Source organism: Streptomyces sp. NBC_00224 (genome assembly GCF_041435195.1).
In the GTDB taxonomy this organism is placed as follows: Bacteria; Actinomycetota; Actinomycetes; order Streptomycetales; family Streptomycetaceae; genus Streptomyces.
The window spans coordinates 2,988,090-3,011,300 of the sequence record NZ_CP108106.1 but is presented as its reverse complement, the minus strand read 5'-3'; the positions used below and the strand labels follow the sequence as shown (position 1 = coordinate 3,011,300).

Genomic DNA, 23,211 nt, shown 5'->3' with positions numbered 1-23,211 from the left:
GTGCGTACGGTCCTCGTCACCGGTCCCGGCGGCGCGGGCCGCAGCACCGTCGCCGCCGCGACCGCGCTGGCGGCCGCCCGGCGCGGTGAGCGCGCCCTGCTCCTCAGCGGCGACCGCGACGACCCGCTCGCCCGGCTGCTCGGCGGCGAGGAGGTGGCGCGCCTCGACGTCGTACGCATCGACTCCGGCGACCACTTCCGCACCGAACTGCTCGCCCTCCAGGACCGGGCCGGGACCGTACTGGAACTCCTGGGCGCCGGCCGCCTCGACGGCGAGGAGCTGACCGAGCTGCCCGGCGCCGAGCAGCTGGCCCTGCTCAAGGCCCTGCGCGAGGCGGCGGCGGGCGACCACGACATGGTCGTCGTCGACATGCCGCCGGTCCACCAGAGCGTCGCCGCCCTCGCCCTGCCCGGGCAGCTGCGCCGCTATCTGCGTCGGCTGCTGCCGCCCGAGCGCCAGGCCGCCCGCTCGCTGCGCCCGGTCCTCGCCCAGCTGGCCGGGGTCCCGATGCCCGCGCAGTGGCTGTACGAGACGGCCGCCCGCTGGGACGCGGAGCTGGCCGCCGTCGAGGCCGTGGTGGAGGACCCGGCGACGACCGTACGGCTGGTCGCCGAGCCCACGCCGACCGCCGCGGCCGCCCTGCGCACCGCCCGCCTCGGCCTCGCCCTGCACGGGGCGGCGCTCGACGCGGTGATCGCCAACCGGGTGCTTCCCACCGGCTCGGCGGACCCCTTCCTCGCCGCCCTCTCCGGGCAGCAGCAGTGCGTGCTCAAGGAGCTGGCCGAGGAGTTCGCCGCCGTACCGCTGCACGAGGTCCCGCACCTGGGCCGCGACCCGCGGGGCATCGACGAGATGGACGAGCTGATCGACGGGCCGACCGGCGAGGTCGGGCTGTGGTCCGAGGACGGCGGCCCCGGTTTCGTACGCCCCGAGCCCTGGCACGTCGAGGACCGGCTGGCCGACGACGGCGTCCTGGTGTGGCACCTGCCGCTGCCCGGCGCCGCCCGCGACCGGCTCGGCCTGGTGCGGCGCGGCGACGAACTCCTGCTCACCGTCGGCCCGTTCCGCAGGATCACCACCCTGCCCTCCGCGCTGCGCCGCTGCACGGTCTCCGGCGCCGGGCTCACCGGCGGCGTCCTGCGGATCCGGTTCACCCCGGACCCGGATCTGTGGCCCCGCACGCGCTGAACGCCGTACCCCCATTCGGGTAACGTCGAGAGAACAGACCCTTCTCCTCAGCAGCTGGAGTCCGCCATGAGCGAAGCCACCGAGCGTCCCGCCCCCGACGCGGATGCCTGGGCCGACGCGTGCGCCGAGGACCTCGCCGAGGAGAAGGCGCGCCGCCGCGCCACCTACGGCCCGCCGCCCGGCTCGGCCGCCGAGGAACTGCGCAAGCTGGTCGACGCCGTCGCCGACAAGGTCGCGTCCCTCCAGTCCTCGCTGCCCGGCATGGCCGCGCAGAGCGCCGTACAGCAGCTGATCGGCCAGGCGAAGGCCGTGGTCGAGCCGGTCATCGAGCGCAACCCGCAGGTCTTCGACCACCTCGCCGCGGCCGGTGGCGAGCTGCTCGCCGCCTACCGCTCGGCGGTCGAGGGCCATGAGCGCCGCTGGGCCTCCGACGGGTCCTCCGCCGCGGGGCCGGGCCGGTCCTCGGACGGGTCTTCGGACGGCTCCTCGGGCGGGCCGAAGAAGGACGACGGCGGGGCGGGCGCGGGGCCGACCGAGCACATCGACCTGGACTGACTGACGGGTGCCCGCCCTCGGGTACGGTTGGCCTTAGCGGGGCTCGACCGAAAACTGAGGGACTTAATGGGACTCACCATCGGCGTCGACATCGGCGGCACCAAGATCGCGGCGGGAGTGGTCGACGAGGAGGGCCACATCCTTGAGACGCACACCGTGCCCACGCCGCCGACCGCTGACGCCATCGTGGACGCGATCTGCGCCGCGGTCGAAGGGGCCGGCAAGGGGCACGAGATCGAGGCCGTCGGCATCGGCGCCGCCGGATACGTCGACGACAAGCGCGCCACCGTGCTCTTCGCGCCCAACATCCACTGGCGCCACGAGCCGCTGAAGGACAAGGTCGAGCAGCGGGTCGGGCTGCCCGTGGTCGTCGAGAACGACGCCAACGCGGCGGCCTGGGGCGAGTACCGCTTCGGCGCCGGCCAGGGCCACGAGGACGTCATCTGCATCACCCTCGGCACGGGCCTGGGCGGCGGCATCATCATCGGCAACAAGCTGCGCCGCGGCCGCTTCGGCGTGGCCGCCGAGTTCGGCCACATCCGCGTGGTGCCCGACGGGCTGCTGTGCGGCTGCGGCAGCCAGGGCTGCTGGGAGCAGTACGCCTCGGGGCGCGCGCTCGTCCGGTACGCCCGCCAGCGCGCCAACGCGACCCCCGAGAACGCCGAGATCCTGCTCGCCCTCGGCGACGGCACGGTCGAGGGCATCGAGGGCAAGCACATCAGCGCGGCCGCCCGCCAGGGCGACCCGGTCGCGGTGGACTCCTTCCGCGAGCTGGCCCGCTGGGCGGGCGCGGGTCTGGCCGACCTGGCCTCGCTCTTCGACCCCTCGGCGTTCATCGTCGGCGGCGGCGTCTCGGACGAGGGCGAGCTGGTCCTGGACCCGATCCGCAAGTCGTTCCGGCGCTGGCTGATCGGCGGCGAGTGGCGCCCGCACGCGCAGGTGCTCGCCGCGCAGCTCGGCAACAAGGCCGGTCTGGTCGGCGCGGCGGACCTGGCCCGTCAGGGCTGAACGCCGCCTTCCACACGGTGTTTTGAGGCTGGTTGAGCGCCCGCCGCGTCCCTCACGGACGCGGCGGGCGCTGCTCTATGTTGTGGCCCATGCCCCCGATGCCCTCCACGCCGCTCACCGATCTTCCCGCGTCCCGTACGGAGAACGGCTCGGCCGTGATCCGTGTCCTCAGCTACAACATCCGCTCGATGCGCGACGACAACGCGGCGCTGGCCCGGGTGATCCGCGCCTGCGACCCGGACCTGGTGCTGATCCAGGAGGCGCCGCGCTTCTTCCGCTGGCGCAAGGCCGCGGCCCGGCTTGCGGCGGCGTGCGACCTGGTGGTCCTGAGCGGCGGCGCCACCGCCGCGGGGCCGCTGCTGCTGTGCTCGCTGCGGGCCACGGTGGAGCGCACCGAGGACGTCCTGCTCCCGCTCACGCCCGGTCTGCACCGGCGCGGCTTCGCGTCGGCGGTGGTACGGGTCGGGGGCGCCCGGCTCGGCGTCCTGAGCTGCCATCTCAGCCTCCAGGCGAACGAGCGCGATGCCCAGGCGGGGATGCTGCTCGACCATCTGGCGGCGCTGGACGTGCCCCACGCGGTCGCGGGCGGCGATCTCAACGACCGCCCCGACGGCCGCGCCTTCCGCCGCCTGGCGAACGCCCTCCAGGACTGCTGGGCGGTACGCCCCTGGGGGGCGGAGTACACGTCGACGCCCGTTGATCCTCATCAGCGGATCGATGCGGTGTTCGCGACGGCGGGGGTGGAGGTGTTGGGGTGTGGGGTGCCGGTGGGGTTGCCGGGGGTGCCGGAGGGGGACCTTCGGGCGGCTACGGATCATTTGCCGGTGCTGGCGGCGCTGCGGGTCCCGGCGTAGGGGCCCCTCCCCACCCCTTCCCTAAACCCTCCGGGGGTGGGTGGGGGGTGGCGGCTCGTTCCCGGGGGCTACGCCCCCGGACTCCGTTGCGTTCGTCTGCGAGCCGTATGTGGCTGGTCGCGCAGTTCCCCGCGCCCCTTAGATGCCCCTGCGCGGCAATCTCCGGGGTGCCCGGCAGGGATCGCCCCGCAGGGGCGTCTTTAGGGGCGCGGGGAACTGCGCGAGCAACCCACCACTCACCCGCAGACGAACTCCGGGCTGAAAAATCAGACCACCGCACCCCGCCCGGGGTCGTCCCCGTCCTCGTCGTCCTGCTGCATCCGCGCCACCAACGTCCCGAACCCCCCGATGAACCCCCCGACCCCCAGCGTCGTGAGCCACCACGTGAACTCCCACTGGAGCACCGCCGCCAGCAGCAACAGCAGGGGCCCGCCGATCACCCCCAGCCAGGCGAACTTCGCCGTGACGTCGGTTTCCGGGAGCGGTGGCGGCTCCGGCGGGACGAAGTGGCCCTCGTCCGTGTCGTCCAGGTCGTCGTCGGACGGCTCCGCCACCTTGAAGTCGCGCGGGCCGCCCACGCCGGGGGCGAAGACCACCGAGCTGCCCAGCGGCTTCGGCTCGGGCGGCGGCTCAGGGCTCGCCGGCGGCGCCTCGGGCGTGTCGTTGCGGTCGCCTTCGAGCAGTGCCAGGTCCTCTATCGACTTGAACGGCTTCGTTCCGGGCGGGTCGGTCGGCTCGTCGCCGTACCCCGCCACGATCGCCGCCCACGCAGCCTCCTCGTCGATCGGCTGCGGCTCGCGGTCCGCGTCGTGCTCAGCCACCGGTCGTGCTCCCCTTCTTCCCGACACTCGGAGCGAGGCGGCCGATGAACGCGTAACTCTCCTCGAAGATCCGCTCCGCATCGTGGTCCAACGTCGCCACGTGGTAGCTCTGTTCCAGGAGGATCTCGGTGACGTCGGTGGACGAGACCCGGCTGAGGATCCGCGCCGAGTCGGCCGGCGGCACCACGTGGTCCTGCGGGCTGTGCAGCAGCAGCATCGGCTGGGTGACCTGCGGGAGCTCGCGGTCGACCTGCTGGAAGAACCGGCGCAGCGAGTGCGCCGAGTGCAGCGGCACCCTGTCGTACCCCACCTCCGCCGAGCCCTCCTTGGCGATGTCGCTGGCGATCCCCTTGGTGGAGCGCACGAAGTGCCGTACGACCGGCAGCGCCTGCGCCGCCAGGCCGTGCACCTTGTTGCCCGGGTTGACGACCACGACTCCGCTGATCGCGTCCCCGTGCCTGGCCGCGAGCCGCAGCGCCAGCGCGCCGCCCATGGAGAGCCCGAAGACGAAGACCTGGGTGCAGAGCTGAAGCAGCTCGCCCAGCGCCCGGTCCACTTCCGCGTACCAGTCCTGCCAGCCGGTGAGCTGCATGTCCTGCCAGCGCGTGCCGTGTCCGGGCAGCAGTGGCAGCTCGACCGTCAGGCCGCGCTCGGCCAGGAAGTCGGCCCAGGGGCGCAGCGACTGCGGGGAACCGGTGAAGCCGTGACAGAGGAGGACGCCGACCTCTCCGCCCTCGTGGCGGAACGGCTCGGCTCCAGGGAGGACGGGCACCGGGATCTCCTGTTCATGAGCAGGGGCGGGGGAGTCGTACTTCACGGTACGCGACCGGACTGACACCGACCAGAGCCGTCACCGGCCCGCGCGCGGGAGGGCGGGTCCCATACGGGTTAAGGTCTGTTCGACAGACATAGGGAAGGCATCCGAGTTGATCTACGGCGCTATGAAGTTCTCCATCGGCGGGTCGCTGAAGCTTGCCTTCAGGCCCTGGGTGGAGGGCCTCGAAAACATTCCCGCCGAGGGGCCGGCGATCCTCGCCAGCAACCACCTCTCCTTCTCGGACTCGTTCTTCCTGCCGGCGGTCCTGGACCGCAAGGTGACGTTCATCGCCAAGGCGGAGTACTTCACCTCGCCCGGTGTGAAGGGCAGGCTCACCGCCGCCTTCTTCAAGGGCGTCGGCCAGCTCCCGGTGGACCGCTCGGGCGCGCGCGGCGCGGGCGAGGCGGCCATCAAGAGCGGCATCGAGGTCCTGGAGCGCGGCGAGCTGTTCGGGATCTACCCGGAGGGCACCCGCTCGCCCGACGGTCGCCTCTACCGGGGCAAGCCGGGCGGCCTCGCGCGCGTGGCGCTCGCCACCGGCGCGCCGGTGATCCCGGTCGCGATGATCGACACCGAGAAGATCCAGCCGCCGGGGAAGGTCATGCCCAAGCTGATGCGCCCGGGCATCCGCATCGGCAAGCCGCTCGACTTCAGCCGGTACCACGGCATGGAGGGCGACCGGTTCATCCTGCGCTCGGTGACCGACGAGGTCATGTACGAGATCATGAAGCTCTCCGGCCAGGAGTACGTGGACGTCTACGCGACCGCGGCCAAGCGCCAGATCGCGGACGAGGCCAAGCGCAAGGCCGACGAGGAGAAGGCGGCCGAGAGGTCCGAGAAGGCCCGCGAGGCCGAGCAGGCCAAGCGGGCGGAACAGCCCGGCGACTAGCCGCGTCCGGCCGGGGGTGGGGAACATGGCGAAGCGCGAGCGCGTCATCAGAATGTCGGTCGAGCTGCCGCTGTGGCGCGCGCTCACCGCGTACCGCGTACTCACGATGGTGTACGCGGTGCTGGTCTTCGTGTCGGAGTACCGCGAGTTCGAGCGCCCCTGGGTGGGTGTCGTCTTCCTGTCGGTGCTCGCGGTGTGGACGCTGGCGACGCTGCCCCGGGTGGCGAACGCGGCGAGCTGCACCAAGCGGTTCCTCGGCGTCGACCTGACGATCGCGCTCACCGGCATCCTGCTCACCCCGCTGGCGGACGCCGACGCGCAGTCGGTGAACAGCCCGACCCTGCCGACCATATGGGCGGCGGGCTCGGTGCTCGCGTTCGCGATCAAGGGCGGCTGGCGCTGGGCCGCCTTCGCCTCCTCGCTGGTCGCCGTCGCCAACCTGGTCGAGCGTGGCAGCCCCACCCGGGACACCCTCCACAACGTGCTGCTCGTCTGGGTCGCCTCCATCGCCATCGGTTACGTGGTGGAGGTCGCCCGCGCGAGCGAGGCGACCCTCGCCCGCGCCCTGGAGATCGAGGCGGCGACCCGCGAGCGGGAGCGGCTGGCCCGGGACATCCACGACAGCGTCCTCCAGGTCCTCGCCATGGTGCAGCGGCGCGGCACCGCGCTCGGCGGCGAGGCGGCCGAGCTCGGCCGGATGGCCGGCGAGCAGGAGGTCGCCCTGCGGACCCTGGTCTCCAGCGGCCTGGTGCCCACCACGCGCGCGTCCGAGGACCCGGCGCTGGGCGCACTGGTCCGTACGGTCGACTACGAGGACGACACCGGCGGGGCCGAGGTGGATCTGCGCACCCTGCTCGCCCCGCACGCCGGATCGCGGGTCTCGCTGGCGGAACCGGGCGCTCCGGTACTGCTCGCGCCCCCCGCGGCCCGCGAGCTCGCGGCCGCTGTCAGTGCCGCGTTGGACAATGTCCGCAGACACGCGGGGGAGAGTGCCCAGGCCTGGATCCTGGTCGAGGACTGGGGGGACGAAGTGATCGTGACGGTACGGGACGACGGTCCCGGCATCCCGGAGGGCCGGCTCGCGCAGGCCGAGGGGGAGGGCCGCCTGGGCGTCGCCCTCTCGATCCGCGGCCGGCTGCGGGACCTGGGCGGCAGCGCCGAGCTGATCTCGGTGCCGGGCCAGGGGACGGAAGTAGAGCTGAAGGTTCCACGGGGGAAGGCGTAGGCATGAGTGAGCGGCAGACGGTGAAGGTCATGGTGGTCGACGACCACCCGATGTGGCGCGACGCGGTGGCGCGCGACCTGGCGGCCGCCGGGTTCGACGTGGTGGCCACCGCCGGGGACGGCCCGCAGGCGGTCCGCCGCGCCCAGGCGGTCACGCCCGACGTGCTGGTCCTGGACCTCAATCTGCCCGGTATGCCGGGCGTCCAGGTCTGCAAGGAGCTGGTCGGCGCCAACCCGGCGCTCAGGGTCCTGGTGCTGTCCGCGTCCGGCGAGCACGCGGACGTCCTGGAGGCGGTGAAGTCCGGCGCGACCGGCTATCTGCTGAAGTCGGCGAGCACCGAGGAGCTCACCGACGCGGTGCGCCGCACGGCGGCCGGTGACCCGGTGTTCACCCCGGGCCTGGCCGGCCTCGTCCTCGGTGAGTACCGCCGACTGGCCTCGGACCCGGCGCCCGCCGCCGCCGACGAGCCGAAGGCCCCGCAGCTGACCGACCGCGAGACGGAGGTGCTGCGCCTGGTCGCCAAGGGCCTGAGCTACAAGCAGATCGCCGAACGCCTGGTCATCTCCCACCGCACGGTCCAGAACCACGTCCAGAACACCCTGGGCAAGCTCCAGCTCCACAACCGCGTGGAGCTGGTGAGGTACGCGATAGAGCAGGGCCTCGACGACGTGTGAGCCCGCCCGCGCAGATACGTGCTCCGCTCGTACGGGTGAATGACCACCCGTCAACAGCCCCTTGAATTCAAGGAATTGACCTTTCACCCCATCCCGGGGTGACGTGCGTCACCCTTAGCGTGACCCGTAGAGGCCTTTGAGGCTTCCATGTGTCCGTCACGGCGAAGGGACAATTCCATGCGGGTCGGAGTACTGACCGGAGGCGGTGACTGCCCCGGGCTCAACGCCGTCATCCGGGCCGTCGTCCGCAAGGGCGTCCAGGAGTACGGCTTTGACTTCACCGGGTTCAAGGACGGCTGGCGCGGCCCGCTTGAGGGCGACACCGTCAAGCTGGACATCTCCGCCGTGCGCGGCATCCTGCCCCGCGGCGGCACCATCCTCGGCTCCTCGCGCACCAACCCGCTCAAGGCCGAGGACGGGGTGCGCCGCATCAAGGAGAACCTCGCCAAGCACGAGGTCGACGCGATGATCGCGATCGGCGGCGAGGACACCCTGGGCGTGGCGGCCCGGCTCAGTGACGAGTACGGCGTGAAGTGCGTCGGCGTCCCGAAGACCATCGACAACGACCTCTCCGCGACCGACTACACCTTCGGCTTCGACACCGCGGTCGGCATCGCCACCGAGGCGATCGACCGGCTGCACACCACGGCCGAGTCGCACATGCGGGTCCTGGTCGTCGAGGTGATGGGTCGCCACGCGGGCTGGATCGCGCTCCACTCGGGCCTGGCGGGCGGCGCCAACGTCATCCTCATCCCCGAGCAGCGCTTCGACGTCGACCAGGTCTGCGGCTGGATCACCTCCCGCTTCAAGGCGTCGTACGCGCCGATCGTGGTGGTCGCCGAGGGGGCGATGCCGAAGGACGGCGAGATGGTCCTCAAGGATCAGACGCTCGACTCCTTCGGCCATGTACGGCTCTCGGGCGTCGGGGAGTGGCTGGCCAAGGAGATCGAGAAGCGCACGGGCAAGGAGGCCAGGACGACGGTCCTGGGTCACGTCCAGCGCGGCGGCACCCCCAGCGCCTTCGACCGCTGGCTGGCGACGCGGTTCGGGCTGCACGCGATCGAGGCGGTACGGGACGGCGACTTCGGCAAGATGGTGGCGCTGCGGGGCACGGACATCGTCCGGGTGCCGATCGCGGAGGCGACGGCGCGGCTGAAGACGGTGGATCCGGAGCTGTACGCGGAGGTGGGGGTGTTCTTCGGCTGAGGGGGTACACAGGGCGGGGCGCAGACAGGGGCCGTATATTCACCCGTATTCGGCCCCTTTCCACCCTCTATCCACCCATTAGGTGAGCCCTATGGACATCCTGGCGTTCGGCGTGCAGGCCGATGAGAGACCTCTGATCGAGAAGGCCTTCGAGGGCAAGCACAACGTCCGGTGCCTGGACGTGTTCCTCAACGAGGACACCGCTCCCATCGCGGCGGGGTACGAGGCCATCTCGACCAGCGTGAACGCGGACCTGAACCGATCGGTGCTCCAGACGCTGGCGGTGGGCGGCACCCAGCTGATCGCACAGCGCTCGACGGGCTTCAACAACATCGACCTGGACGTGGCGGAGCGGCTCGGCCTCACGGTGGCGAGGGTGTCGTACTACTCGCCGTACTCGGTGGCCGAGTTCGCCTGGACCCTGGCGATGGCGGTCAACCGCCGGATCGTCCGCGCCTCCAACCGCACCCGCGACTTCGACTTCCGCCTCGACGGGCTGATGGGGCGGGATCTGCGCGGGCGTACGGCCGGGGTGCTCGGCACCGGCAAGATCGGCGAGGCGTTCACCCGGATCGCCCATGGCTTCGGCATGAACCTCCTCGGCTGGGACATCGCGGAGAACCCCGCGTGCGTGGAACTCGGGATGAAGTACGTCGAGAAGGACGAGCTGTTCGCGCACGCGGACGTGGTGAGCCTGCACGTGCCGCTGCTGCCGTCCACGCACCACGTGATCGACCGCGAGGCGCTGAAGCGGATGAAGGACGACGCGATCCTGGTGAACTCCAGTCGCGGGGGGCTGGTGGACACGGAGGCGCTCGTGAGCGAGTTGCGGGCGGGGCGGCTGACGGGGGTGGGCCTCGACGTCTACGAGGCGGAGGCCGGCCTCTTCTTCCTGGACAAGTCCCTGGAGGTGGTGTCGGACGACATCCTGGCGCGGCTGGTGACGTTCCCCAACGTGGTGGTGACGTCGCATCAGGCGTACTACACGGAGGACGCGGTGGGGCAGATCATCGCGGCGACGGTGGAGAACGTGGAGGCGTATGCGGCGGGGCGGCGGACGGGGAACGTGCTGGTGCCGCGGCCAACGGGGTGAGGCGGCTTTCCCGGGGGCCATGCCCCCGGACCCCCTGTTCGTCTGCGGGCGGGTGGGGGCTGGTCGCGCCCACGCGGCGGAGCCGCAAATGTCACAGCCCCGCGCCCCTTAGGTATCTCCGGCCCCTCCGGCGTGCGAGGTGCGGGCCCCTTTTAGGGGCGCGGGGAACTGCGCGACCAGCCACAGACGGCCCGCAGACGAACGCAGACGAACGGGGGTCCGGGGGCGCAGCCCCCGGGAAACCCACCTCACCCCCACCCACCCCCGGAGGGTTTAGGGAAGGGGCGGGGTGGGGGTCATCGCGCGCAAGCCCGACAGCAGGTCGCCCACCACCTCCGGCCCCCGCAGCGTCAGCACCGACTCCGGATGGAACTGGACCCCCGCGAACCCGGGCCCCCGCACCGCGTGCACCTCCCCGGTCGAGGGATCACGGCTGACCTCCACACCCCGCCCCGCCAACACCCCCGCCGCCACATCCCCGCACCGCGCCGTGAAGCTGTTGTAGAACCCGACCCGCTCCTCCCGCCCGAAGAGGTCGATCCGCAGCTGCGCCCCCTGGTGCGGCACCCGCTTGCGTACGATCGGCAGGCCCAGCTCCGCCGCGATCAGCTCATGCCCCAGGCACACACCGAGCAGCCCGTACCGGTGGGAGCGCAGCAGCTCCGCCGCCAAGGGGCGCAGCGCACGCATCTTCACATCGGACGCGTCCGAGGGGTCGCCGGGGCCGGGGCCCAGGATCACCGGGCCGCGGTGGCCGAGGGCCCGTTCCCGCAGCCCCGCCGTGTCGTACCGCACCACCGACACCGCAAGCCCCGACGACCGCAGCAGATGCGCCAGCATCGCCGTGAAGGTGTCCTCGGCGTCCACCACCAGCGCCTCGCCCGACGGCGCCACCGCCCGCTCCTGCATCCGCAGCCAGAACGGCGCGAGGTCGGCCCGCCGCGCGTCCAGGGCCGCCCGCACCCGAGGGTCGTCACCCAGGACAGGGGCGGGTCGCGAGGCGGCCGGGCGCCCCGGGCGCGCGCCCAGCGCCGCCAGCACCCCCGCCGCCTTGGCGTGTGTCTCCGCCACCTCGCCCGCCGGGTCGGAGTGGCGCACCAGCGTCGCCCCGACCGGCACCCGTACCCGCCCGTCCGGCGCGATGTCGGCCGTACGGATCAGGATGGGCGAGTCGAGCGTCTGGACGCCGTTGGCGTCGCGGCCCAGCAGGGCGAGCGCGCCCGCGTAGTAGCCGCGCCCGCCCACCTCGTACCGTTCGATCACCCGGCACGCGTTCTGCACCGGCGACCCCGTCACCGTCGCCGCGAACATCGTCTCCCGCAGCACCTCGCGCGCGTCCAGCGAGCTCCGGCCGCGCAACTCGTACTCGGTGTGCGCCAGATGGGCCATCTCCTTCAGCCGGGGGCCGACCACCACCCCGCCCCGGTCGCCCACCGTGCACATCATCTTCAGCTCCTCGTCGACGACCATGGAGAGCTCGTCGATCTCCTTCTCGTCGGAGAGGAAGGAGAGCAGGTCCTCCGCGGTCGGGCCGGTCGCCGGGTAGCGGTACGTCCCGCTGATCGGGTTCATCACCACCGTCCCGCCCGACATCCGCACATGCACCTCGGGGCTCGCCCCCACCAGCGTCCGCTCGCCGGTGTGGACGACGAACGTCCAGTACGCCCCCCGCTCGCCCGCGAGCAGCCGGCGGAACAGCGCCAGCGCGTCCGCCCGGCCGAACCCCGGGATCTCGCCCGTGTAGGTGCGCCGGATCACGAAGTTGGCGCCCTCGCCCTGCCCGATCTCGTCCTCGATCACCCGCCGTACGATCCCGGCGTACTCCTCGTCCCCGACGTCGAAGCCCCCGCCCTCGACCCGCACTTCGTGCCGGGGCAGCGCCTCCAGGACCTCCTCCAGCGGCAGTTCGTACGTCTCGTCGGCCTCCAGGACGGCCAGCGGAGTGCCGTCGTCCCGTACGTCGAAACCGCGCTCGCGGATCTGCCGGAACGGCACCAGGGCGAGTGAGGGCCGGTCCCCGCACGGGATGTCGGCGAGCCGCTCCACCTCCCGTACGCCACCGATCAGCAGCTCGACCACGTCGTGGTCGCGGCCGGGGGTGCGGCGGCGGATCAGGGCGAACGGCGGGCAGTCGTCGTCGAGGAGTCTTTCCAGCAGCATGGAGTGTTCCTTCCGGGAGGTACGGGGAGAGGAACGGCCGCGGGAAACAGAAAAGGCCGCCCCTCGGGCGGCCTTCGCGTGGTCTGGAGTACGCGCGATCAGTGGGCCGCCGGATGAGCGGTCCACCACCAGTTCTGGTTCGAGTGCGCGAACATGCCCCGCACCCTAGCCGAAGAAGCGCCGGATGCGCGAAGGGCCCGCTCCATCCGACGGATGGAGCGGGCCCGCACTGCGGAATCGATTCTGCTCAGACCGGCAGGCTTCAGACCAGCAGACCTCAGACCAGCAGGTTGAACATCTGCCAGCCGCCGCCCACTTGGACGCGCGCCGCGAACGGCGCGCCGGTCGTGCTGCCCGTGCCCTTGTAGTACCAGAGCACGCCCGACCCGTCCCGGGCCACCAGGTCCGGGATCCCGTCGCCGTTCAGGTCGCTCGGGCCGAGCAGGGTGTTGTAGCCCTGCCAGCCGCCGCCGATCTGGATCCGGGGCGCGTACGGGGCGGTCGGCGTGCCGGTGCCCTTGTAGAACCACAGCACGCCGGAGCCGTCCCGGGCGACCAGGTCGGCCTTGCCGTCCCGGTTGAGGTCGCCGGTGGAGACCATGGCGTTGTAGCCCTGCCAGCCGCCGCCTATCTTCACCCGCGCGGCGAACGGCGCCGCCGGGGTGCCGGTGCCCTGGTAGTACCAGAGCACGCCGGTGCCGTCGCGGCCGATCAGATCGGCCTTGCCGTCACCGTTCAGATCACGGGCGCCGGTCATGAAGTTGTACGTCTGCCAGCCGCCGCCGACCTTGAGGCGCCCCTTGAACGGCGAGTTCGGGTTGCCGCTGCCCTGGTAGTACCAGAGCGTGCCGGTGCCGTCGCGGGCCACCATGTCGCCGGTGCCGTCCGCGCGCAGCGCGGTCATCGCGGAGACGGCGTTGTAGCCCTGCCACCCGCCGCCGACCTTGTACCGCCCGTAGAACGGCGCCGAGGCGCTGCCGGTGCCCTGGTACTGCCACAGCACGCCCGAGGAGTCCCGGCCGAGCATGTTGTAGCGGGTGGTGCCGGAGTCGGGCACGGCGCTGGTGGCCTGCTCGACGTCGGTCGCCTTCACCCAGGCGAGGCGGTGGTTGTACCGGATCGGGTAGAAGGAGTTGGTCTTGCCCTGGACCAGGGTGCGGTCACCGGTGCCGGTGCCCGCGAACGTACCGGCGAACCAGTAGTCGCCCAGCTGCGCCGGGCCCGCCTGGGTGTAGGCCTGACCGGCCGGGATCGTGTACTTGGTCAGCGACGCCGAGTTGTTGGCCTGCACCGGGACGTTGGTCCCCGCGTACGCCGAGTCCTCCGGGTAGGCGCGCCCGTACACCGGGATGGAGGCGGCGCCCGCCTTGGCCTTCAGGACCGGCTGGCCGGTCTTGCCGACGGGCGCGGTGAAGGTGCCGCCGGGGTTGTAGAACCAGGCCTTCTGGCCGCCGTACCAGATGGCGGTCCAGTCGGTCTGCGCCTCGGCGACGACGTACTCGCCGCCGGCGACGACCTTGTTGCCCCAGTTCGGGCCCTCGGTCGCGGTCTGGGCGCCGAGGTACGGGTCCGTGAGCGGCTTGCCCGACGTCGAGGGCGTCTCGTACAGGTAACCGAAGTTCGCCGGACGGCCGTACGTGTTGCCGCCGTACGTGACGGTGGGCTGGTTGGCCGTGGTGAACGGCGGGACCACGCGGACCAGCTGGCCGGCCTTGAGCGGGCCGCCCGCGCCCTGGTCGCCGTTGGGCGCGCCGACCAGGTTCATGTAGTGGTTCCAGTCCCAGTACGGGCCCGGGTCCCAGTGCTGGGTCCGCACATTGCCGTCCAGCACACCCGGCACCTCGTCGTGGCCGACGATGTGCTCACGGTCGAGCGGGATCGAGAAACGGTTCGCCAGGTACTTCACCAGCGCGGCCGAGGACTCGTACTGAGGCTCGGTGTACCACGTGGCGTTGTCCTTGATGGCATAGCCCTCGTGCTCGATGCCGATCGAGTGCATGTTCATCGTCTTGTTGGCCGCGTGCCAGGCCTCGTCCTTGGTCGCCACCAGCTGGGTGACCAGGCCGTCGGAGGCGCGGACCATGTAGTGCGCGCTGGCGTAGGACGTGGAGTCCTGGAAGGTCTTCAGCGACCCGTCGTAGCCGCCCTCGGTGTCGTGGATGACGAGGTAGCGGATGTCCTCGCCGTTCGAGGGGCGGTTCGACTCGTTGTAGTTGCCGAAGTCGTCCGGCGTCGTGCTGTTCTGCTTGTACGCCGCCGCGCGGAAGTCGCAGTTCAGCCCCGTCGGGCACTCCGGAGTCTGGGCCGCCGCCGCGTTGAACGCCGCCAGCGACATCGTCTCCGGCCTGACCGGCTTCACCGACGGATCGGCCGGCAGGGCGAGCTGCTGGCCGTCGGCCGTGAGGCGGCTCTCACCGGTCCTGATCGACTCGTACACCCGCTTCGCGAACAGCGACGCGCCCTTGGTGTCCGGCGCCTGGCTGTAGCGGGCGACGGCCGCGTACCACTTGCCCGCGTCCTCGGGCAGCGAGCCCGTCGCGTCCTTCTGGTACTTCGCGAGCAGCGCCGCACCCGCGCGGACGGACTGGTTCTCGTCCTCGCGGACCGCGTCCACCGGCTTGTCGATCAGCTTGGCGGCCTCGTCCAGCGTGTGCAGCCGGGGGTCGCTCGTGTCGACGGCCTTCGGCGCCCGCTTCAGGGCGCGCTTGGCGTCGAAGTGCTTCATGACCGTGGGGTCGCCGCTCATGTTGAGGTGCGACAGGCGCTCCGCGTCCGTCGGCTGCTCGACGTCGTCCGCCGTCACCCGGGTCAGGCCCATGACGTTGTACGCGCCGGTCGTCGACGGCTGCCCGTCGTGGCTCTCCCACAGCGTCTGCCGGTACGAGACCGCCATCAGCACGCTCTGCGGGACGTGGAACTCGCGCGCGGCATCGGCGAACCGGGCCTGCAGCGCGGTACCCGGACCGGTCGGCTTGGTGTTCGCCGTGGCGGGGCCGGGTGCGGCCACCGCCAGGCTGGTGATCGCCGCACCGGCGACGACCGCCGTGCCCACTCCGTAAGCGATCAGCTTCTTCTTGCGGTCTCTGCGGTGTATCCGCTTCAACGCCCACCCCTGCATCGCTCTGTTGATTTCTGAAGCACTTGCGAAACGGGCAGAGGCTAGCAGGCGACCGATCAAGATCGGTCAGCGGGCGGTCGTCCGCGTGTCTCATAAGGTGGGCACGCGGGTGGACGGCTGGGTGGACCCCGTAAGGTTGTGGGGGTGACCGTGAACGTAAACACCTGGCGTGACCTTCCCGCGGCGCAGCAGCCCGAGTACCCCGATGCCGAGGCTCTGCGCGATGTGATCGCGGACCTTGAGTCGTATCCGCCGCTCGTCTTCGCGGGCGAGTGCGACCAGCTGCGCGCCCGGATGGCGGCCGTCGCCAAGGGCGAGGCGTTCCTGCTCCAGGGCGGCGACTGCGCCGAGGCGTTCGACGCCGTGTCGGCAGATCACATCCGGGCCAAGCTCAAGACCCTGCTCCAGATGAGCGCCGTGCTGACGTACGCGGCCTCCGTGCCGGTCGTCAAGGTCGGCCGGATCGCCGGGCAGTACTCGAAGCCGCGCTCCAAGGGCACCGAGACCCGCGACGGCGTGACCCTGCCCACCTACCGCGGCGACTCGGTCAACGGATTCGACTTCACCGAGGCCGCCCGCATCCCGGACCCCGAGCGCCTGAAGCGGATGTACAACGCCTCCGCGTCCACGCTCAACCTGGTCCGCGCCTTCACCACCGGCGGCTACGCCGATCTGCGCCAGGTGCACGCCTGGAACCAGGACTTCGTCAAGACGTCCCCGTCCGGCCAGCGCTACGAGCAGCTGGCCCGCGAGATCGACAACGCGCTGAACTTCATGAAGGCGTGCGGCACCGACCCGGCCGAGTTCAAGGCCGTCGAGTTCTACGCCTCGCACGAGGCGCTGCTGCTCGACTACGAGTCGGCGCTGACCCGGGTCGACTCGCGCACCGGCAAGCTCTACGACACCTCCGGCCACATGGTCTGGGTCGGCGAGCGCACCCGGCAGCTCGACCACGCGCACATCGAGTTCGCCTCCCGGATCAGCAACCCGATCGGGATCAAGCTCGGCCCCACGACCACGGTCGACGACGCGCTCACCTACGTGGACCGGCTCGACCCGGACCGCGAGCCGGGCCGGCTGACGTTCATCGTCCGCATGGGCGCCGACAAGGTCCGCGACAAGCTGCCCGAGCTGGTCGAGAAGGTCACCGCCTCCGGCGCGGTCGTCGCCTGGGTCACCGACCCGATGCACGGCAACACCTTCGAGGCGGCCTCGGGCCACAAGACCCGCCGCTTCGACGACGTGCTCGACGAGGTCAAGGGCTTCTTCGAGGTCCACAAGGGCCTGGGCACCCACCCGGGCGGCATCCACGTCGAGCTCACCGGTGACGACGTCACCGAGTGCGTGGGCGGCGGCGACGAGATCTTCGTCGACGACCTGCACCAGCGCTACGAGACGGCCTGCGACCCCCGCCTCAACCGCAGCCAGTCCCTGGACCTGGCCTTCCTGGTCGCGGAGATGTACCGGGACCAGTGAGTAGCTTCGTACGAGACGTGGGGCGTGGATCTGTGATCCGCGCCCCACGGGCGTATCCGGGGCTTTTCGTCCACCCCGACATTGGGTACGGTTAGGTAAGCCTCACCGAATAGGGGATGGCTGGCCAGACCGTTCCTGTCAGGGAGGTGAACCGCGTGTACGTCTGCTCTTGCTTCGGCATCACCGACAAGCAGGTCGAGCAGCACGCGGCCGCCGGCGCCTGCACCCCGCGTCAGATCGCCTCCGCCACCAAGGCGGGCACGGACTGCGGCTCCTGTGTGCGCACCATCCAGGGCCTGCTCGGACGCGGCGCCTGCCCCCGCCGGGAACTGCTCGAAAAGGGCGAGGTCAGCGCCGTGCTCGCGACCGACCAGGAGCTGGCGGAAGCCGCCTAGGTCCCTGCCGGACGGCTCCGCCCTGTGGCCGCCTAGCCCTCCGGCTGTTCGATGAGCTGCGCGATGTACAGCGCCTCACCGAGCTTCTCGACCAGTTCCAGCTGGGTGTCGAGGTAGTCGATGTGGTGCTCCTCGTCGGCCAGGATCGACTCGAAGATGTTCGCCGAGGTGATGTCGCCCTTGGCCCGCATGACCTCGATGCCGCGCTTGAGGCGGTCGATCGCCTCGACCTCCACCTGCCGGTCCGCCTGGAACATCTCGGTGACCGTCTGCCCGACCCGGACGTGGAAGAGCCGCTGGTAGTTCGGCAGCCCGTCCAGGAACAGGATCCGGTCGGTCAGCACCTCCGCGTGCTTCATCTCGTCGAACGACTCGTGACGCGTGTACTTGGCGAGCTTCGTCCAGCCGAAGTTCTCCTGCATCTTCGCGTGCAGGAAGTACTGGTTGATCGCGGTCAGCTCGGCGGTCAGCTGCTCGTTCAGGAACTCGATGACCTCGGGGTCGCCCTGCATCGCAGAGGCTCCTTCCACACGGGTGAGGGGCAGATTCGCGCGCATCCTCGCACCGCGTGCGGGGAGCGTCCAGTAAGTGCACGCTTAGTAGGAGTTGCCCGAATCGGAGCGCTGCTGGTCATGACCACCCCTCGCCGTCTGTCACCATGGAGTCATGGGTCAGCCGGAACGCCCGGAGCAACGGGAAGCAGTGCAGTCAGAGCTTCCCCCGGGGCAGCGGCTCCAGCGCGGCTGGCCGGTCACCCACTACGGCCCGGTCCCCAGGTTCAAGCCCGAGCGGTGGGAGTTCCGCGTGTTCGGGGCGACCGCCGACGGCGACAAGCACTGCTGGAACCACGAGGAGTTCACGGCCCTGCCCTTCGCCACTGTCGTCGCGGATCTTCACTGTGTCACGAAGTTCTCGATGCTGGGGGCCGAATGGGGCGGAGTCCTCGCGCGTACGGTCGCCGAGCTCGCGCCGCCCGCCCCGGACGCCACGCACGTGATGGTCTGGGCCGAATACGGCTTCAGCTCCAACCTGCGCCTGGACGACTTCCTCTCCGACCGCACGGTCTTCGCCACCCACAAGGGCGGTGAGCTCCTCACCGCCGAACACGGCTTCCCGGTACGGCTCGTCGTACCCCATCTGTACGCCTGGAAGGGCCCGAAGTGGGTCCGCGGCATCGAGTACATGACGGCGGACCGGCGGGGCTTCTGGGAGGAGCGGGGCTACCACAACATCGGTGACCCCTGGCGGGAGCAGCGCTACTCGTACCAGGAAGAGCCCGGGGAAGGCCCCGAGCTCTGAGTCCTGGCGCCTTCGGTGGCGTCAGTGGTGGTACTGGTGCACCACCGCGTGGCCCTTGCCGCGGCCGATCATCCACTTGTTGACCGGTGTGGTGATCACGAAGGCGAGTGCGAGCGAGGCCGCGAGCGAACCCCAGAACAGGGCCTGCGCGAGCGTCGCGTCCATGGCGGCCGGCCAGAGCGCGATCACCCCGTTGTCGATCAGCTCCATGACGGCGATGGAGAGGGTGTCCGCGGCGAGCGCGACCTTGAAGGCGGTACGGAAGTCCACCCCGGCCCGCAGGATGCCGCGCAGGGTGAGCGAGTAGCCGAAGAAGAAGGCCAGGACGATGGCCAGGACCATCGTCGGCATGTTGCCCCAGCCGAGCGCGGTGCCCACGACCATCCCGAGGATCTCGCCGATGGCGCACCCGGTGAGGCAGTGCAGGGTGGCCTGGGCGGCCATGGACCAGCTGACCTTGCCGCCGCCGTGCTCGTGGTGCTCGTGCTCGGTGTGCGTGTGCGCCTCGTGCTGCATGGCTGTGCCCCCAACGCCGGATGACCGTTCCTGTCGATGACAAGAACGGTATACCCCCAGGGGGTATTCCCTCAAGGGGAGGATCAGGGCCGCAGGGACTTCAGCAGCGCGATGTCCGCCGCCTGCCCCTCCTTCCCGCCGGGCGTCTCGATGATCAGCGGTACGCCGTCGGTCGCCGGGTGCGCGAGCAGTTCGCGGAACGGCTCCGCGCCTATGTGACCGGCGCCGATGTTCATGTGCCGGTCCAGGTGCGAGCCCACTCCCTCCTTGGAGTCGTTGGCGTGGATCAGCTTCAGTCGCCCCTCGCCGACGGTCTCCACCAGCAGGTCCAGGGTCTGCGCCGCCCCGCCGGGCCCGGCCAGATCGTGCCCGGCCGCGTGTATGTGGCAGGTGTCCAGGCAGACGCCGAGCTTGGGGTGGGCGTCCAGCGCCTCGAAGTACGGGCCGAAGTCCCAGGTCCGCGAGCACAGCGAGGCGCCCTGCCCGGCCGTCGACTCCAGGAGCAGGAACGGGTCGTCGTCGTGCGTCAGCTCGTCGAGCAGCGGCAGCAGCCGCTCCCGTACCTGCGCCAGCGCCTCGGCGCGCGGCCGGCCGCCGGTCGCGGAGCCGGTGTGCACGACCACGCCGAGCGCGCCGATCTCCCGGCCCCGGCGCAGCGAGTGCCGCAGCGACTCCACCGACTTCTCGGCGGTCGCCTCGGTGTGCGAGCCGAAGTTGATCAGATACGGGGCGTGGACGTACGCGGAGATGCCCTCGGCCGCGCACTCGGCCCGGAACTTCTCGTCCTGGGCCGGGTTGCCGGTGGGGGTGGCCCAGCCGCGCGGGTTGGCGACGAAGACCTGGACGGTCTCGGCGCCGAGTTCGCGCGCGTAGGCGAGGCCGGTCGTGGCGAGGCCGCCGGCCACGGGAATGTGACCGCCGATGGGGTTGCGCATGGGGTGGATCAGAGTCCCTTGGTCTTGATGGTGATGGTGGAGCCTTCCGGCGCCTGGTCGCCGGCCTTGACGGACTGGCCGGCGATCTCGTCGCTGAGGAACGGGAAGCCGCGGTCGACGTCGACCTTGAAGCCCGCCTTCTCCAGCTCCTTCTTGGCGTCGTCGGCCTTCTTGCCGGTCACCTTGGGCACGGTGATCATCCGCGGGCCCTTGGAGACGGTGAGCGTGACCGTGTCGCCCTTGGCGAGGCGGGAGCCCTCGGCCGCGGACTGGGCGGCGATGCTGCCCGCCTCCTGCGGCGAGTTGACCTGCTCGGGCGCGATCCGCACCTCAAGACCCGCGTCCTTCAGGGCCGAGGTGGCGTCCTCCACCGAGTCCCCGACGACCCCGGGGGTCTCGATCGGGGCGCCCTTGCTGACGACGAGGGCGACGGCGGTGTCCGCGCGGCGCGGGGCGCCCGCGGCCGGGTCGGTGCTGACGACCGAGCCCTGGTCGGTGTCCTCGTTGAACTCCTCGGTGACCGCGCCCGGCGTCAGCCCGGCGCCGGCCAGCGCCTTCTTGGCGTCGGCCAGCGGCTTGCCGCTGACGTCCGGGACCTTGACCATCTCCGGGCCGCGCGAGACCACGACGGTCACCGAGGCGTTGCCGCGCACGCGCGCGCCCGTCTCCGGGTCCGTCTCGATCACGGTGCCGCGCTTGACGGTGTCGCTGTAGCGGCGGTCGACCTTCTTCACCGCGAGGCCCGCGTCGGTGAGCCGCTTCTTGGCGGCGCTCTCGCTCTGCCCGATGACGGCGGGGACGTGCGTGAACTGGCCGGAGTTGATGTACCAGACCCCGGCGCCGACCCCCAGGGCCAGCAGGACGGCGGCGACCACCGCGATCAGGCCGCGCCGCCCGTTCAGGACGAAGCGGGGTCGCCCGCCACGCGCGCGTGCCGGGGCGGGCCCGGGCGGCGGCATGGTCAGCCGACTGGTGCGGTCGACCGCGTCCTGCTCGGCCGGGAGCGGGGTGGCGCCCGCCGTGGGCGCGCTGCCCCGGGCCGGGGTCGCCACCGCGCGCGGTATGACGCTCGTACGGTCCTCGGAGCCGGAGGCCCCGGCCGCGGGCGTGGCCTGCGGGGGCACCGCGTCCAGCTGCTCGTCGCCGAGCGCGGCACGGGCCTCGCGGGTCTGCGCCAGCAGGCCCACCGCGTCGTACGGCCGCGCTTGCGGGTCGCGGGCGGTGGCCGACGCCACCAGCTCGTCCAGCTCGACGGCGAGGCCGGGCACGGCGGCGGACGGCGCGGGCACGCCCTCGTGGAGGTGGGCGTAGAGGATCTGGGCGGCGTTCTCACCGGAGTGCGGCTTGGCGCCGGTCAGCATCTCGTACAGCACGACACCGCACGCGTAGACGTCCGCGCGGGTGTCGGCGGTGCCCTGCTCGATCTGCTCGGGGGCGAGGTACGAGACGGTGCCGAGGACGCTGCCGGTGGTGCTGGTGACCGCGTCCACCGCCCGGACCAGGCCGAAGTCGGCGACCTTGACCCGGCCGTCGTCCCCTATCAGCACGTTCTCCGGCTTCATGTCCCGGTGGACGAAACCGGCGCGGTGCGCGGCGCCGAGGGCGGCGAGCACCGGCTCCAGGATGTCGAGGGCGGCCCGGGGCTGCAGGGCGCCGCGCTCGCGCAGCACGTCGCGCAGGGTGCAGCCCGCCACGTACTCCATCGCCAGGTAGACGTACTGGCCGTCGGTGCCCTGGTCGAACATGCCGACCACATTGGGGTGGGCGAGCCGGGCGACGGACTTGGCCTCGCGGATGAACCGCTCCACGAACGAGGCGTCGGCGGCGAGCGCCGGATGCATCACCTTGAGGGCGAGCACCCGGTCGAGCCGGGTGTCGACGGCCCGGTAGACCGTGGCCATACCGCCGACGGCGATGCGCGCCTCGACGCGGTAGCGGCCGTCGAGCACCTGCCCGACGAGGGGGTCCTGAAGGGTCGTATCCACGCAGCAGAGTCTACGAGCGGTCACGGACACCCTTCCCGCCCCGGGTGATCCCGGGGCGGGACTGAAGCCGAGCTGTGACGTGCGGGTGCCTTGTCGGTCGGGTGCGGGCCGTCTGTGGCTGGTCGCGCAGTTCCCCGGGCCCCTGGAAGGGCCCTGCGGGCCCCTGAGGGGCGCGGGGCTCGCAGCCGACCCACCTGCGTCTAGAACGCCGGGCGTTCCGGGTCCAGCGCGGCGCGGCCCTCCACCGGCGACGACGCCTCCGCGAAGTGGCGGCGGGGGATGCGGCCCGCCCGGTACGCCAGGCGGCCCGCCTCCACCGCGTGCCGCATCGCCTCCGCCATCAGGACCGGCTCCTGCGCGCGCGTGACGGCCGAGGCGAGCATCACCGCCGAGCACCCCAGCTCCATCGCGAGCGCCGCGTCGGAGGCGGTGCCCGCACCCGCGTCGAGGACGACCGGGACGGTGGCGCGGTCCACGATCAGCTCGAAGTTGTGCGGGTTGCGGATGCCGAGCCCGGAGCCGATGGGGGAGCCGAGCGGCATGATCGCCGCGCATCCCACGTCCTCCAGCTTCCGGGCGAGCACCGGGTCGTCGTTGGTGTACGGCAGCACCGTGAAACCGTCGTCGACCAGCACTTCCGCCGCGTCCAGGAGCTCGATCGGATCGGGCAGCAGGGTGCGCTCGTCGGCGACCACCTCCAGCTTGACCCAGTCCGTGCCGAGCGCCTCGCGCGCGAGGCGGGCGGTCAGTACGGCCTCCCCGGCGGTGAAGCAGCCCGCCGTGTTCGGCAGCACGCTGATGTTCAGCTTCTCCAGGACGGACAGGACCGAGCCCTGCACCGTCGGGTCGAGGCGGCGCATCGCGACGGTCGTCAGCTCGGTGCCGGAGGCGGCGAGCGAGCGCTCCAGGATGTCGAGGCTCGGCGCCCCGCCGGTGCCCATGATCAGCCGCGAGGTGAAGGTCGTACCGCCGAGGGTGAACAGGTCGTCGGCCATGG

General features: G+C 71.5%; 22 protein-coding genes. 12 read left to right on the top strand and 10 right to left on the bottom strand.

The features are described from left to right. The 4 genes from OG965_RS13430 to OG965_RS13415 all read left to right on the top strand — a co-directional run bounded on the left by OG965_RS13430 (position 1) and on the right by OG965_RS13415 (position 3,605). Positions 1-1,188, top strand: coding sequence for an ArsA family ATPase (locus OG965_RS13430; RefSeq protein ID WP_371652276.1), 1,188 nt, complete (start codon positions 1-3; stop codon positions 1,186-1,188). Between the two features lie 66 nt (positions 1,189-1,254). Continuing rightward, positions 1,255-1,743: a DUF5304 domain-containing protein gene (locus OG965_RS13425; RefSeq protein ID WP_371652275.1), complete on the top strand. Its 489-nt coding sequence runs from the start codon at positions 1,255-1,257 to the stop codon at positions 1,741-1,743. A gap of 66 nt (positions 1,744-1,809) precedes the next feature. Beyond that, positions 1,810-2,751 (top strand): ROK family glucokinase, encoded by a 942-nt coding sequence (locus OG965_RS13420; protein ID WP_371652274.1) that lies wholly within the window; start codon positions 1,810-1,812, stop codon positions 2,749-2,751. Positions 2,752-2,849: 98 nt separating this feature from the next. Further along, complete coding sequence (locus OG965_RS13415; protein WP_371656933.1) at positions 2,850-3,605, top strand: endonuclease/exonuclease/phosphatase family protein; 756 nt, start codon at positions 2,850-2,852, stop codon at positions 3,603-3,605. Between the two features lie 266 nt (positions 3,606-3,871). On the opposite strand, the gene OG965_RS13410 is transcribed toward OG965_RS13415, so the two are convergent. Continuing rightward, positions 3,872-4,426 carry a hypothetical protein gene (locus tag OG965_RS13410; RefSeq protein ID WP_371652273.1) on the bottom strand — a complete coding sequence of 185 codons (555 nt, stop codon included), beginning with the start codon at positions 4,424-4,426 and terminating at the stop codon, positions 3,872-3,874. Continuing rightward, positions 4,419-5,198, bottom strand: coding sequence for an alpha/beta hydrolase (locus OG965_RS13405; RefSeq protein WP_371652272.1), 780 nt, complete (start codon positions 5,196-5,198; stop codon positions 4,419-4,421). Before OG965_RS13405 ends, OG965_RS13410 begins: the two co-directional genes overlap by 8 nt. A gap of 154 nt (positions 5,199-5,352) precedes the next feature. Here OG965_RS13405 and OG965_RS13400 point away from each other — a divergent pair, with 154 nt between their 5' ends. The 5 genes from OG965_RS13400 to OG965_RS13380 all read left to right on the top strand — a co-directional run bounded on the left by OG965_RS13400 (position 5,353) and on the right by OG965_RS13380 (position 10,330). Beyond that, positions 5,353-6,132: a 1-acyl-sn-glycerol-3-phosphate acyltransferase gene (locus OG965_RS13400; RefSeq protein WP_371652271.1), complete on the top strand. Its 780-nt coding sequence runs from the start codon at positions 5,353-5,355 to the stop codon at positions 6,130-6,132. A gap of 25 nt (positions 6,133-6,157) precedes the next feature. Beyond that, entirely contained in the window at positions 6,158-7,357 is a 1,200-nt protein-coding gene (gene macS, locus OG965_RS13395; RefSeq protein WP_371652270.1) for a MacS family sensor histidine kinase, read from the top strand. 2 nt (positions 7,358-7,359) lie between these two features. Further along, a complete protein-coding gene (locus OG965_RS13390) occupies positions 7,360-8,031 on the top strand; it encodes a response regulator (RefSeq protein WP_371652269.1) in 672 nt (223 codons plus the stop codon). 177 nt (positions 8,032-8,208) lie between these two features. Then, the gene (locus OG965_RS13385) at positions 8,209-9,237 is read left to right on the top strand and encodes a 6-phosphofructokinase (protein WP_371652268.1); all 1,029 of its coding nucleotides are present in this window, start codon (positions 8,209-8,211) and stop codon (positions 9,235-9,237) included. 91 nt (positions 9,238-9,328) lie between these two features. Next, a complete protein-coding gene (locus OG965_RS13380; RefSeq protein ID WP_371652267.1) occupies positions 9,329-10,330 on the top strand; it encodes a 2-hydroxyacid dehydrogenase in 1,002 nt (333 codons plus the stop codon). A gap of 273 nt (positions 10,331-10,603) precedes the next feature. On the opposite strand, the gene OG965_RS13375 is transcribed toward OG965_RS13380, so the two are convergent. The 3 genes from OG965_RS13375 to OG965_RS13365 form a co-directional block, all read right to left on the bottom strand. Further along, positions 10,604-12,490: an anthranilate synthase family protein gene (locus OG965_RS13375; RefSeq protein ID WP_371652266.1), complete on the bottom strand. Its 1,887-nt coding sequence runs from the start codon at positions 12,488-12,490 to the stop codon at positions 10,604-10,606. Positions 12,491-12,588: 98 nt separating this feature from the next. Beyond that, the gene (locus OG965_RS13370; RefSeq protein WP_101392327.1) at positions 12,589-12,645 is read right to left on the bottom strand and encodes a trp operon leader peptide; all 57 of its coding nucleotides are present in this window, start codon (positions 12,643-12,645) and stop codon (positions 12,589-12,591) included. Between the two features lie 122 nt (positions 12,646-12,767). Then, positions 12,768-15,593: an N-acetylmuramoyl-L-alanine amidase gene (locus OG965_RS13365; protein WP_371652265.1), complete on the bottom strand. Its 2,826-nt coding sequence runs from the start codon at positions 15,591-15,593 to the stop codon at positions 12,768-12,770. A gap of 153 nt (positions 15,594-15,746) precedes the next feature. On the opposite strand from OG965_RS13365, the gene OG965_RS13360 reads away from it, so the two are divergent. Continuing rightward, positions 15,747-17,084 (top strand): class II 3-deoxy-7-phosphoheptulonate synthase, encoded by a 1,338-nt coding sequence (locus tag OG965_RS13360; protein ID WP_371652264.1) that lies wholly within the window; start codon positions 15,747-15,749, stop codon positions 17,082-17,084. Between the two features lie 146 nt (positions 17,085-17,230). Then, positions 17,231-17,479 (top strand): bacterioferritin-associated ferredoxin, encoded by a 249-nt coding sequence (locus OG965_RS13355; RefSeq protein ID WP_067158222.1) that lies wholly within the window; start codon positions 17,231-17,233, stop codon positions 17,477-17,479. A 32-nt stretch (positions 17,480-17,511) separates the two neighbouring features. Here OG965_RS13355 and bfr read toward each other — a convergent pair whose 3' ends face one another. After that, on the bottom strand, positions 17,512-17,991 hold the full coding sequence (gene bfr, locus OG965_RS13350; protein ID WP_190088743.1) for a bacterioferritin: 480 nt from the start codon (positions 17,989-17,991) through the stop codon (positions 17,512-17,514). A gap of 154 nt (positions 17,992-18,145) precedes the next feature. Between bfr and OG965_RS13345 the strand changes: the two genes are divergently transcribed. Then, on the top strand, positions 18,146-18,778 hold the full coding sequence (locus tag OG965_RS13345) for a sulfite oxidase-like oxidoreductase (protein ID WP_371652263.1): 633 nt from the start codon (positions 18,146-18,148) through the stop codon (positions 18,776-18,778). 21 nt (positions 18,779-18,799) lie between these two features. Here the strand turns inward: OG965_RS13345 and OG965_RS13340 are convergent, their stop codons facing one another. From OG965_RS13340 to OG965_RS13325, 4 genes are all read right to left on the bottom strand, one after another. After that, positions 18,800-19,294, bottom strand: a complete 495-nt coding sequence (locus tag OG965_RS13340; protein ID WP_371652262.1) for a DUF4396 domain-containing protein — start codon at positions 19,292-19,294, stop codon at positions 18,800-18,802. An 83-nt stretch (positions 19,295-19,377) separates the two neighbouring features. Beyond that, entirely contained in the window at positions 19,378-20,229 is an 852-nt protein-coding gene (locus OG965_RS13335) for a deoxyribonuclease IV (RefSeq protein ID WP_371652261.1), read from the bottom strand. A gap of 8 nt (positions 20,230-20,237) precedes the next feature. Then, positions 20,238-22,214, bottom strand: a complete 1,977-nt coding sequence (pknB, locus tag OG965_RS13330) for a Stk1 family PASTA domain-containing Ser/Thr kinase (protein WP_371652260.1) — start codon at positions 22,212-22,214, stop codon at positions 20,238-20,240. 200 nt (positions 22,215-22,414) lie between these two features. Beyond that, the gene (locus OG965_RS13325) at positions 22,415-23,209 is read right to left on the bottom strand and encodes a thiazole synthase (RefSeq protein WP_371652259.1); all 795 of its coding nucleotides are present in this window, start codon (positions 23,207-23,209) and stop codon (positions 22,415-22,417) included. Positions 23,210-23,211 lie beyond the last annotated feature (2 nt).